At 60.9% G+C, this 12,837-nt stretch carries 6 protein-coding genes and 1 pseudogene; 2 read left to right on the top strand and 5 right to left on the bottom strand.

Translation table 11 applies throughout. The features are described 5' to 3' along the window. Window positions 1-66: 66 nt before the first annotated feature. Together ACH13J_RS04115 and ACH13J_RS04110 are read left to right on the top strand one after the other, a co-directional pair. A pseudogene (locus tag ACH13J_RS04115) lies at window positions 67-369 on the top strand (hypothetical protein); the annotation flags it as partial. Window positions 370-379: 10 nt separating this feature from the next. After that, window positions 380-1,456, top strand: a complete 1,077-nt coding sequence (locus ACH13J_RS04110; protein ID WP_397542039.1) for a DUF2793 domain-containing protein — start codon at window positions 380-382, stop codon at window positions 1,454-1,456. A gap of 23 nt (window positions 1,457-1,479) precedes the next feature. Here ACH13J_RS04110 and ACH13J_RS04105 read toward each other — a convergent pair whose 3' ends face one another. Genes ACH13J_RS04105 through ACH13J_RS04085 form a run of 5 tightly spaced genes read right to left on the bottom strand, consistent with a single transcriptional unit; the run spans window position 1,480 to window position 12,765 of the window. Then, entirely contained in the window at window positions 1,480-4,809 is a 3,330-nt protein-coding gene (locus ACH13J_RS04105) for a DUF499 domain-containing protein (protein ID WP_397542038.1), read from the bottom strand. A gap of 12 nt (window positions 4,810-4,821) precedes the next feature. Next, window positions 4,822-7,617, bottom strand: a complete 2,796-nt coding sequence (locus ACH13J_RS04100) for a DUF1156 domain-containing protein (protein WP_397542037.1) — start codon at window positions 7,615-7,617, stop codon at window positions 4,822-4,824. Further along, a complete protein-coding gene (locus ACH13J_RS04095; RefSeq protein ID WP_397542036.1) occupies window positions 7,614-8,402 on the bottom strand; it encodes a hypothetical protein in 789 nt (262 codons plus the stop codon). Before ACH13J_RS04095 ends, ACH13J_RS04100 begins: the two co-directional genes overlap by 4 nt. Continuing rightward, window positions 8,399-11,920: a helicase-related protein gene (locus tag ACH13J_RS04090; protein ID WP_397542035.1), complete on the bottom strand. Its 3,522-nt coding sequence runs from the start codon at window positions 11,918-11,920 to the stop codon at window positions 8,399-8,401. Before ACH13J_RS04090 ends, ACH13J_RS04095 begins: the two co-directional genes overlap by 4 nt. Beyond that, on the bottom strand, window positions 11,917-12,765 hold the full coding sequence (locus ACH13J_RS04085; protein WP_397542034.1) for a WYL domain-containing protein: 849 nt from the start codon (window positions 12,763-12,765) through the stop codon (window positions 11,917-11,919). The genes ACH13J_RS04090 and ACH13J_RS04085 overlap by 4 nt, the downstream gene beginning before the upstream one ends. Between the last annotated feature and the right edge of the window lie 72 nt (window positions 12,766-12,837).

Below are 12,837 nucleotides of genomic sequence, written 5' to 3'. Positions count from 1 at the left end.
CATCTATGATACACTGGAGTGTCTTAACGGAAAATTAACGCTATCCTAGCCGTGCACAAGCCCAGCACGCCCAGCGATCTCACCATCCACTGGACCCGCCGGTCCCGCGCGCTGTCGGCCGACAGCTGGAGCGGGCTTGAAGTGCCGCTGGCCGAAGACATGGAGGTCTACGAGGTCGAGATCCTCGACGGCGCGACCGTGAAGCGGGTGCTGAGCACGACCACCACCAGCGCGGTCTACACCGCCGCCGACCAGACCGCCGACTGGGGCGCGCCGCTCGGCCCCGGCGACACGCTCGACATCCGCATCTTCCAGCTCTCCGCCCTCGTCGGGCGGGGCGCGCCCAAGACCGTCACGCTGGCACTCTGAAGGCCAACCCATGTCCGACGCCACGACCCATCTGCTGCTGCCCTACATCCTGGCGGCGCAGGCCCAGAAGCACGTCACCCACAACGAGGCCCTGCGGATCCTCGACGGGCTCGTGCAGCTTTCCGTCCTCGACCGCGATCTGACTGCACCCCCACCAAGCCCCGCCGACGGCGACCGCTACATCGTCGGCACGGGCGCAACCGGCGACTGGGCAGGCTGGGACCTGAACGTGGCGCTCTGGACCGACGGCGCCTGGCTGCGCCTGCCGCCGCGCACCGGCTGGCGGGCATGGGTCGAGGACGAGAGCCTGCTGCTGGTCTACGATGGGTCCAGCTGGGTCGGGACGACGCCGGCCACGCTGCAGAACCTCGCATTGCTGGGCATCGGCACCACCGCCGATGCCTCGAACCCGTTCTCGGCCAAGCTCAACGCCGCGCTCTGGACGGCGAAAACGGTGGCCGAGGGCGGCACCGGCGATCTGTTCTACACGATGAACAAGGAGGCGGCGGGCGACGATCTCGGCCTGACCCTCCAGACCGGCTTCGTGACCAAGGCGCTCGTGGGACTGTTCGGCTCCGACCGCTTCCGCCTCTCCGTCTCGGCCGACGGCAGCACCTTCTACGACGGCCTCAGTGTCGACAACGCGAACGGGATCGTCGATCAACCCCGGCTGCCCCGCTTCAAGGCCTACACGAACTACGACAACTATGTCGGCGTCGGGACCTGGACGAAGATCGGCCTGAACAACACCGACTACAACGATCAGGGGGCGTTCGACGCGGCGAACAACCACTTCGTCGCGCCGGCCGAAGGTACTTACCTCTTCGGTGCGACGCTGCTCTACAAGGTCAACGCCAGCACCGCGGCGCGCATGAGCGGGCGGCTCGTGCTGAACGGGGCCACGGAGATTCGGGGCTCGGCTGGGGAGATTTCCGGCACACATGTCTCCGAGGCGACCGCGCTCTGGCTGCAGACCATGGTGCCGCTGACCGCGGGCGATACCGTCGAGCTGCAGGGGTATTTCCGGGTCGCGGACGGCTATTTCGCCGCCGATCACACGTCCTTCTGGGGGGCGAAGGTGGGGTGATTCAGAAGTGGATCTGCGCTGTTCTATTTCACCGCCTTGTCGATGAAGCCAAGCGTGCTGGCATTCTCTAGGAGCGTCCGGACTTTTGCTCTGTCGAGGCCGGAGGCGACTTCGGCGTCGATCTCTAGCCTCAGCGACACCTCGGCACCTGGCAGCGTGGTGAGCTGTTCCACGATGGCTTCGACGATCTGGTGCATATCACGTGCCGGGCGATCAGCTGAGAGCATCACGGTCCCGACAAACCTCTTTGGCTTGGCCTCTGCTTCCGGTTTAGGTTGCGCATCGGAGCTTTCGCTCTCGACACCGGTTTGAGAATCGCTGCCTTCGTTCGCGCTTCCTGTCGCGACGCCGGTTCCAGCACCAAGACCGCTATGTTCCGCTGCGGAAGCAGCTTTCGGACGGTTCGCTTCTGCCGCGTCGGGCCTTACGATGACAGAGTCGCTGTCAATCGAAACAAGGGTGTTAGAGGATTTCTCGATCGCCAGACCTGCATAGGACTGGGACACCTCATCACATCTCTCCGCGTAGGCGAACGGACCTGGAAGCATTCCGGAGACAGCTGACTGCACGGATTTGATCAGCGAATCTCTGTTCTTCAGGCGGGGCAGGTACGTGTAGCGATTCAGGTACTCCCAAAGATCCTTGAGATGCAGGTGCTGCTTCCCGTTCCAGATGTATTTCTCCAGCTCGCGATTTAGGCGTTCGGGTCCGATTTCCGGCAGCAAAGCCTCATCGCTGACGAGCTTCTTGCTTGCTCGGCCGAGAACGCCGTCCTGTGCCGCGATGCGAGCAGACGTCAGTTCCACGTCCGATTGTGCGGTGTCCTGGTATGGATAGATCAGGTAGCACCAGGTCTCTTTGAGCCGAGTTTGTACAGTTTCCCTGGATTCTTTCGCCTTGTCTTTCGCCAGTGCAATGTCACTCGTCTTCAGGTCGAGGCGTCCGGTGTCAGCGTCCCGAACAATTCCGTCCCATGCGAGCGAGGACCGCATAGCCTCCTTCAGGTTGTCGAGCTGGCGATTGTCGGCAGCGAGGAATACAAGGGTGTTTCGATAGACGCGAGGCGTTGCCCCCCGTTGAAGCAGGATATCTTTCACTTCGACCAATGCGTCGGAACCATCACGGCCTGTATGAGGATGAGCAACGCCAAGGACGACGGATCTGACGCCACCCGCTTCGTCGGGAACTTCAGAAGAACTGTCCGGTGCGACCTGGACGGCATCGAAGTGACCACGATCCGCTAGGCCGTTTATGTAGCCTGTCAGAGCCTTGTCGATCTCCATCAGAACAAGCGCCTCTTCCAACTGACCGGCCCGGTCTGAAGCCACGCGGTTGAGGCTTGCTGACATCGAGTACCAGTAGCGCCCGAGGTCGCTGTGCATGAACTTCGCCTGGTTGGTCAGGCGACGGAGCGCATCACCGAAAATCGCTACCTTTTCGCCTGGCTGAACCACGCCGAGATTGATCCGCTTGTCGTCTATCCCGCGGTTCTGCTGGCCTTCCGTGGGCGCCGTCGCGACAAAGACCGCGCGCGCGACACGGCGTGTGGCGGAGTAACGGTTCAGATTCGGCGCAGACTGGTCGATCTTGTAAGGTGTGGAACTCATTCCATCCACGTCCCCAGCGATGATCCCCTGCCATGCGTTCGGCAGATAATGGAGAAGTTCAGGCTCCACGCGCGCCGAACTGATCGCCACGCTGCCTGGCATGATCATGACCGACGGATCACCAGACATCCAAAGCTCGTGAATGACCTGCGCCATCAAGCGCAGCACACCGCGCGTGCGCTGGAATTTGTCCAGCGAACCCCACGCCGTGTAGAGGTGGTCGAACAGGTCCGGATGGATCGGATAGGCCTTCTCGAGCTTTCGGCGATAGTCCTCGTCAGCGCAGCCCTGCGGGAAATCGTTCGGGTTTTCCCGGTAGAGCTTGGCGAACTGCTTCAGGGTATTGTCCCGATGCATGTACTTGTCGCCGGAGATCTCCTTGAAGAGGCGGCGCCGGACGATCTCGTAGCTTTCTTCCTGCGACGCCGGCCGCCACGAACTCTCCACCCGGCTGAAGGTCTGCTTGAGACGTGTCAGCGCTTCTTGACCACCTTCGCCCCCCACCTCGATTTGAGAGGCCGGCAGAGAGGCAACCAGAAGCGTCTGCGGCGAGGTCTTCACCGCTTCAGTCAGGGCCTGAACGAACGAGATGTTGGCGTCGAAAGAGCCCGAGGGCAGTTCTTGCACCTTGTAAACCTGGCGCAAATACGCGACCCACTCGTCGATCAGGATCAGGTTCGGCGCACATTTCTTGAAGATCGCCTCGAGCAGGTTCGACCCGGGCGCGATCCCGCGCGCGTCGTTCTCGGCGACCATGTCGAAGGCGTCCTGCCCGCCAAGCTGCCACGCAAGCTCGCCCCAAATAGTCCGGATCTCCTGACCACCATCTAGCCGGATGACGTCCTGCGGGCCGCGCGACGTGCCCACCAGCACGGCGCGGCTGATCGTGTCCGGAACGGTCAGCCCCTTGTCGGACAGCAGCTGGTCTAGGCCCGGCAGGTCGTGCACCGGCGTCTTCCCGACCATGTGGTAGAGGGCCAGCATCGAGTGCGTCTTGCCGCCGCCGAAGTTGGTCTGCAGCTCGACGACCGGATCACCAGCCTGGCCCGACAGCCGCTTCGCAGCACCCTCCAGCAGCCGGCTCAAACCATCCGTCAGATACGTCCGGCTGAAGAACTCCCGCGGATCGCTGTACTCGTAGGGCGCGCTGCCGTTGTGCACCTTGGCGAGGTCGGCGGCGAACTCGGCCTGCTGAAACTCGCCGGTCGCGACATCCTGGTGCGGTTCCACCACGTCCCGCCAAGGCAGCAGGCCCGAGACGGTCTCGGTCGAGATGGTCGAGACATTGCTCTTGCGCTCCTCCGACCGGGCCAGCTCGCGGTACTTCGTGCGCAGGATCGTGTCGCGCATCTTGCCGATTTCCTCGGCGCTCTGGCTCGCGCTCACCGCCTCCAGCAGCCGCCGCATCGAATCCAGCGCGCGCTCGGCGTCGTCGTAGGTGAACTTGCCATCATGGGCGAGCTTGTTGCGCACATCGACCAGCTCGTTGACGATCGAGCGATGCGTGCGGTCCAGCACGTCGCGGAAAACATCGTTCCAGAGCCGCTCCATGATCTTCAGCAGCTTCTGGGTATCGAGGCTGAACTTGCCGTTCTGCTCCGGCCGCCACTCGGGAAAGCGCGAGATCACCTCCTGCGGCCAGCCTTTGCCCATCGCGGCCTCCAGCCGCTGCATCACGAAGGGTTGCAGGCCCTTGGGCAGAAGCTCCATGCCCTCGAAAACGGTCTGGCGCGCACTCTTTGCCATTCAAATTATCCCTTAGATGTCGAGCGTCGACTGGCGATTCAAATCGTCGACCCGTACGGTTGCAGCCTGTCGCGTCAACTCCGTCCACACGGCAATCAGCCCGTTGTAGGAGGTCGCCTCCTTCGCGTCCTGCCGCTTGTTGGAGCAGACGTCGTAGAGGTAGTAGGCGAGGTCCTTGACCATCTCGGCGCGATCCGGGCCCAGCTTCTTGAGCAGCAGGGCCGCGGCGTATTCGCCGTCGTTCTCCAGCACGCGGATCAGGTGCTGGCAGCATTCCCAGATCGTCAGGTGACCGTCCTCGGCCGGGTCCCAATCCGGGTCCAGCTCGGCGCGCTTGAGGATGCGCACCTTGCCGGCGGAGCTGTCGACGATCCCGGCGTGCTTCACGCTCTCCACCGAGATGCCGCGCGCGCGGGCGAGGTTGTCGGCCGCGCCGTAGTCGCCCTTGTCGGTGCCGTGCTGCTCGAACCAGGTCGCGGCAAAGCGGGTGTCGGCGTCGAACTCACCATGCAGGTCGTTCAGGAACTCGTCGAGCTCGGCATTGATCAGTTGAAGTGCGGTCTTGACCGTCATCGGGCTGTCGTCGGCCTCCAGCACCGCCTTGTAGCGGGAGAAGACGCCCATGCCGGGGCCGATGGCCGATTGCGGCATATCGGCGGGCGAGACGTTGGCGGCCTGAAGCTCGGCGATGGCCGGGGGCAACTCGCGCTTCAGGGCGCGGATGAACTCGGCGCGGGTAATTATCTCAGCTGTGTCCTGCTTCTTGCGACAGACGAGAACGACCGAGTTAGCAAGAGCATTGGTGCCGGAGGCAATCATACGATTGGAAAGCTCCGTGCGGACTGGCCAAGTGCCGACGACAGCGAAGCCCGCTTCAATAACGGCCTGAAGGAAAGTGGCCCATCCGGTGGAGCTGATTCCCTCCTGCTTTATCTCGCTTTGTTTGAATGCATAGTAGATAGTGGTGGGCCAAGATACCGACGCATTTAAGGCCATTGAGCGCATGGCGTCTCGCATGCCATCAAGAAAGAAGCGCTCTGCCTTTGACTTAGAGCCATGACGATATGGCGTGGCCACGAGCTCTTCTGATTTCGGGGTTGATATGACGCCAAGAAGTTCCGGAAATGCATCCTTCATTGTACGGCGCAGCCAAACATAGAAGAAATCTGATAAATCGGCATACCCAATGTTATCATAGTAGGGCGGGTCCGTACTTACGGCTTTGCCCGACAATAAAGGTCCGGCCTCACGGGCATTCATCTGCGTCTGCTTGCCCGGTCCCGCCGGGTGGAGGCCAGCGAGGCTATTTGCAGTCCACTTTACCGCCCCCAAAAGGGTTCCAGTTCCCTCCAAGAGAACGTTCATCTCAGCAAAGTCCCAAGTCATTGGGACTGACTGCCGAGCAAACGTGTTGCGCGTTGAATCGCGTTCGGTGAACCAAGTGCATATCGTCGAACCGCGATCTGCAACCTTAGAAATTGAAAAGGCGAGGTACAGCACAACGGCATCCGCATAGGCGGCAGGACCACTCCCTTCTTCGTTTAGTGGTCGGATGTCGTCGGGGAGCCTGCTACCCTCAGAGTCCTCAATTACCTTCTTCCGCACTTCATTAGCCAAATCGCAAAACGTATTCAGAGCGTGTAATTGACGGTCGGTGAAAAGATTACCGAAGGTAGTCAACCCATAGTCCACAGTCCAAAAGTTTCGCGGATCGTTCGGGAGGCTGGTTTCAGGCTCCCAACTTGGGCTTGCAGAGAGCGCGACCGCCTCTTGCTGTTCGAGCGGCTCCAGGTAGACCCGCGCAGTTGCTCCTTCCGCGACAATAGCAATGAGGGTTTGACCAATCCGTCCAGCTTGGCCCATCCTTTTCACGTAGTCAGATGTGATCGCGGATCCTGACATTATACATTGAAAGCTCGCACCTCTGCCGGCTTTCGTTCCGTTCTTTGCGTCTTGGATTTCAGAATTGGTGCCGCCCTTCCGAATGGTGTAGCCAATCTTCTTCGACGCTTTGTCGACTATCGGCTGCACCCAAACTTCCTTTCCCTTCCGCGAACTAAGCATAAAGGTGGATGCGATTGGCACCTGAACGTCTGAGAATGCTGGATCTGGGCTTGGTACTGTTCGAGACCAAATCCATGCAACGACATTCGCTTGGCCACCGCCGTATTCCTTCGGCAAATTGATCTGCGGGTAGAGGTGTCCGATTTGCTCGACCGCCTTCTCCCGCATCCATTCGCCATAGTGTTTAACGTCCTCCGCCAACCCTTCGGCGTTGCGGTAGTGGTTGCGCTCCTTCAGTCCCGGATGGATCGGCTCCATGTCCTTGAATTTCGGCGGGATCTCGATCATCGCCTTGCCGATCATCACCGCCACCGGGTTCAGGTCGGACCCATAGGCGGGCAGCCCCAGCCGCTGCGCCTCCAGCGGGATCGACCCGCCGCCCGAGAACGGGTCATAGACCGGGGGCAGCTCGCCATCGCAGCTGCGCCGGATCTCGGCCCGCGCGAGCTCCAGCACCTCCTCGTTGGTCGAGTTCTCCCACTTGACCAGCTCCTCGATGATGGTGAACAGCCGCTTGCGCTCAGCCTCCACGGCTTCCTCGGTCGGGAACTTGTCCGGATGGCTCGACGGATCGTCCACCAGCTGCGCGAACAAGACCGCCCGACACGCCGCCAACGGCCGCCGCGCCCACCACAGATGCAGCGTTGAGGGATGCCCATGCCGGATCGACTTCTCCCGCGCCGACGCCGCATTGATCGCCTCGAGCGGGATGGCGACTTCGATGAGTTTCTTTTTGTAGGTCATGATACTCGACCCTTATGTAATGCATTGGGTAGAAACAAGCCGAAGAGGCCTGAGGCCAAGTCGCGCTCTGCGAAGTCACCAAGCATTTCCTCAAATTCATTCATCGAACTGATTGGTCTGATGTCTCGGGAAAGGTCGCCGTCCCGTTGCGCGGTTTCACCGATTGGAATTCCAAACTCCTCAAAGTCTGTGTTGAATAACGGTTCAGCTGCATCCAATTCACGCGATCCGGTTGGAGAAAGAAACAGGTAGGTTGATCCATTCGGCCTTGGTGAGATCACCAATGCTTCCCATGATGGCGGGCAAAAGCAGCCGAAAACCTTGCACGCATGCCTTGCCGGTATCGACAGCTTGGGGCGAGACTTTTCAATCTTACTTTTTGCATCATTCAACGACAGCGTCGCTGTCTCGGCTCCACTCTTGAATGCCGACCCTAACGAATGAGCATCGGCGAACCAGCTGTGTCTCAAGAGGCAGCGTGCAGCGTTCGCTTGCTTTGCATCTGATGCCTCTGGAAACACATAGAATGTGCTGGATGGGTATTTTTTCGCAATGCGCGAAAGGCAGCGCCATTGAAATTTCTCCAAGCGGAACTTTTCGTTATTCTTGGCTTTGAACTGGAGCACAATCAGTCGCCCACCTTTACGGAGCATCGTATCGATGCCGGACATGCGCTCTTGCGCCTGCGTCATGCCAAACCACTGTGGATTTCGGTTGAACGGCATCAGAGCCGCAGAGAGCGCTGCACAGAAACGGACCTCAAAACTCTTCTCTGAGAACCTCAACGAGTTGCTCCACCGCATTCGGCCCGCTCAAGCAGACTGCTGATCGTGAACTGAATGGCTGTCTGGCCGAACTCGGGCTCGCGCGTCATGAGCCGCCCCGGCCGATAGACCGGGTGCTGTGCGTAGCCGTCCGTGATCGGCACGAAGACGAGGAAAAAATCCTCCTGCTTGTTCAGGGAGGCCATGAGCTCGTTGCGGGTGATCATGACGGTGTCGGCCGTGTCGATGCGGCCCTTGACCTCGAGAAACCGCAGATGGCCCGTTGCCGGATCGAAGGACTCTATGTCGTAACCGAGCCCACGCTGGCTGGACACGTCCCGCGGCTCGTTCCCAAGCTCTCGCTCGGCAGCCATGACCGCATCCATCGCCTTGATCTCGATCTCACGACGCGCAACCGGATCCTCGGAGAAGCCCGACCCCGCATCGGCCATTTCGACGGCCATACGCTCGCGCAGCAGACCAGCGGGGACGACGACCATCCCGCCCCGGACACGCGGCGGCTGGGCCGAGATGAACCGCTCCTGTTCGATCAGCTCCAAGCGGCGCTTCATGCGTTCGGCCAGGTCCTCCGCCCGGCGCTGCGCGTTCTGCCAGTTGAGGCGGGTCTTCTTGCCGGCTTTCTCCTGCTCCTTGAGCTCGAAGGCGCGCGCGTCCCAATAGTTGATCTCCTTCTTGAGGCGCGCTTTCACCTCGTGCTCGACCTTGTCGATCTCGGGGATGCGGCGGGCGCGGACCTCTGCGACGTGGCCCTGCGCCAGTTCGACCGTCGCGAACTGCGTGACCTTCTTTTCCAGATCGGCTCGCAGCCAGTCGGCGTTCAGGACATCCTCGACGCCCTTGATTTCCTCACTGGTCGCCGGACGCAGGTTGAGGTGAGGCGCGATCCCCGCATTCGTGACGGTCCCGGCCTCGTCAATCGCGGCGAACTGGAGCTTCTGGGAGATTGCATTGGCGTTGCCGGAGCTGGTTGGACGTCCGTCCTGCACGCTGTGTTCGAGCAGGAAGAGGGCAGAGACGCCGGTACCGTCGTCGGTGTCATCGACCAGGACGGCGCCCTGTTTCATCAGGTGATCGTTCTGTTCGCGCACGAGGCTGATCACGGCGTCGAGCAGCGGGTGCCCGGGGTAGACGAAGGCCGCGACAGGCTGCTGGTTGATCTTGTCCTTCTCGAAGCAGATCCGCTCGTACTTCTTCTGAAGCGGTGCGCCGGAGCCGATCTGACGATCACGTTCGCGAACGCTCAGCGGGACGTGAGTGATCTCCCATCGCCCTTCCTCCCTGCGTTTGAGCTGGCCGCCAAGGCGCCTGAATGCCTCTACGAAGAAGCTCTGGATATGGTGGGGCTGCAGGCGTTGTGCCTCAGCCCGCTCCATCTCGAGCCGCAATTCCTGAACCCGGGCCTCGGGCATCGTGTCGCTCGTCAGCTGGCGCTTCTGCAGCAGATGGAGCAGGTGGCTTTGGTCGACGGCGCCATCCACGGCCTGGAAGAGGCGGGCTTTCACCTCTTCCTGTTCCCCGTATTGAATTGCTTCGAACAGAAGGTCCTTGAGCGCGCGCTCTTCGAACAGCTCGCCGAGAACGTCATACACACGCCCGCCCAAGGCTTCGCGAGCGGCTTCGAGCTTTTCAAGAAGGCGCGCGTAGACCTCGCCCTCACGGGTGTCTTTCGCCACAAGGTTCCAAAGATGGCAGACCTCAGTTTGGCCGATCCGATGGATACGGCCGAAGCGCTGTTCGATCTTGTTCGGATTCCACGGCAGATCGTAGTTCACCATCAGGTGTCCGCGTTGAAGGTTCACACCTTCACCGGCGGCATCATTCGCGATCAGCACGAGCAGATCGCGGTCCTGCATGAAGCGCTCAACGATCTTGCGGCGTTCTTCCCGCGACACGCCGCCATGGATCACGTCAACAGCATCGGGTCGCCCAAGGCGGGCTACGACCTTTTCCCGCAAGTATTCGAGCGTGTCCTTCGGCTCGGTGAAAATGATCAGCTTGCGTCGGTACCCATCCGGGTCGAGCATCAGATCGTCGTCCAGAATGCGGTCCAGCTGCTGCCATTTCGCATCCTTGCCCGATCGGAGCACGTTCAGCGACATGCTCTCAAGCCCTTTGAGCGTCTCAACCTCGAGTTCCAGCTGCTCGATAGTTTCGGCAGTGGTTGCACCCGTGGAGATCAGTTCCTCAAGGTCATCCACTTCATCCTGGCCGTACTCGTCCAGGTTTCGAAGCATCTCCTCATTTACCGAAACCCCGCTGAATTTCGATGATGCACCTCTTGTCGCCAGTCGGGCTTCGGAAAGCTCAGTCTCCAAGCGCTCGCGGCGTCGCTTCAACGACTGGGAGATCGCTGCGGGGCTGGAAGCCAGGCGGCGCTGCAGAATCTGAAGGGCGAATCCCACGTTGTTGCGTTTCTTGCCGTCTTCCTCCGCAAAACGCTGAACCCGGTTCATCTCGTTGCGCACGTATTCGGTGACGGCCGTATAGAGTTCGGCCTCTTGAGGCGAGAGATCGTACTTCACCGTGTAGGCGCGTCGCTCGGGAAAGAGGGGGCGGCCATCGAAACGGAGAAGTTCTTCTTTGGTCAGCCGCCGCATCATGTCTTCCACGTCCGCGACGTGGACGCCGTCACGGAAGCGGCCCTCGAAGCGATCGCCGTCGAGCAGCGCCATGAACAGCTGGAAGTCCTTTTCCTTGCCGTTATGTGGCGTTGCCGTCATCAACAGAAAATGCCGACACGCACGACTGAGTTGCTGACCAAGCTGGTAACGCTTGGTGTACTTGACCTCGTTGCCGAAATAAGTGGCCGACATTCTATGGGCCTCGTCCGCGATGATCAGGTCCCATTCGGTGGATGCAGCCAGCTTTTCCTGTAGCTCCTCGTTTCGAGACAGGACATCGAGGCGCGCGATGAGCCGATTGTGGTCGTTGAAAGGGTTTCCCGACCGCGAACTTTCAATCATGTCTCGCGTCAGGATATCGAATTCTAGGCCGAATTTTTCGCCGAGTTCGTCCTGCCATTGTTCGACGAGGCTGCCAGGTGCCACGATAAGACAGCGTTCGAGATCGCTCCGTGCGACCAGTTCCTTGATGAGAAGCCCAGCCATGATCGTCTTTCCGGCGCCCGGATCATCTGCCAACAGAAACCTCAGGGGCTGCCGGGGAATCATCTCGCCGTAGACTGCGGAAATCTGGTGCGGCAGAGGATCGACCAGGCTGGTGTGGATCGCGAGATAAGGATCGAAGAAATGGGCGAGTTTGATGCGGTTTGCTTCGGTCACCAGACGCAGCAGGGCGCCGTCAGCGTCAAACGACCACTTGCGCCCCCTGCTTTCCATACCAAGCCGATGCTCATCATCGCGGTAGAGCGTTGTTTCGGCGACCGAGCCGTTCGATGTTCGGTAAACGACGTTGATCGCCTGGTCGCCGATCCACTCGACGGATACGACCTCGACTGATGTGCCGGGGGCGAGCCCGGTAAATCGCCCACCGGGCCTGATCTCCTCGAGCGCGCTCACGAGACCGCCTCCTGACGGATGAGTACGATCTGCTGGTCCTGCGGTCGCCGCGCGTCAGGTTCGGTGTCGAGTCCAAGGCGACGGAGCGCGTAGTAAAGCAGCGCCCGCCGGACCTTGATCGTCGCCTTGCCTCCCTGCATCCCGTAGTCGAGCGCGATGACCTTCGCCTGTGTTTCTGACAGGTCGGGGTGGGGCCCGATTTCCAGCGCCACCTCGGAGTGCCAGTCGGAATCGTCCTCGGCCGATGTCTCGCTCTCGCGCGCCCCGCGGATCTTGAGCATGCGCGACAGCAGGAAGTCCTTGAAGCACTCGTCCGTCATACAGAACGCCCGAGTGTGCCAGCGGTACCCGTCGAACGCGACGGCGTGGGGCGCGATCCAGCGCCAGCGCGGCTCCGGGCTCGACAGAGACTGGTACTTCACCTCGATCGCTTCGGACCGGCGGATGGCGCCAACGACCGAGCGGAGTGTCTCAGGGTTGACGCCACGCACCGGCGTCGGGGCGGACGCGTACGGCGGGAGGTTGGCGATCCAGGAATCCTCTCGGTCGAGGATCCCGTCAGCGAGTGAGCGCAGCTGCGCGAGGTAGCGGCTCGCATCGGGCTCGAGGAACTGCGCCTTGAAGTCCGAGCCGCGGACGTAGGTCCGCGCGCTCTTGTCATAGACCATGTTGTCCGGCGCGAAACCGATGTAGCGGTTCAGGTCGGTGGACGCCTGGTTCACCGAGACTCCGAACTGATCCATCAGGTCGCTGCGGTTCACATGTCCCTCCCAAAACAGGCGGAACTCTATGAACTCGAGCCGTTGCTCGACGCCCCAGCGAAGCTCCACCTTGTCATTTTTCACCACGCTCTCCCGGTCTTGCCGATGCGCCCGTTAACTATGCAGGCACATTTTCTGTGCCCACTTGGACGTTAA

Source organism: Roseovarius salis, assembly GCF_044472985.1.
Taxonomy (GTDB): domain Bacteria; phylum Pseudomonadota; class Alphaproteobacteria; order Rhodobacterales; family Rhodobacteraceae; genus Roseovarius; species Roseovarius salis.
The sequence above is the reverse complement of the archived record's forward strand: the minus strand, read 5'-3'. Positions and strand labels throughout refer to the sequence as shown.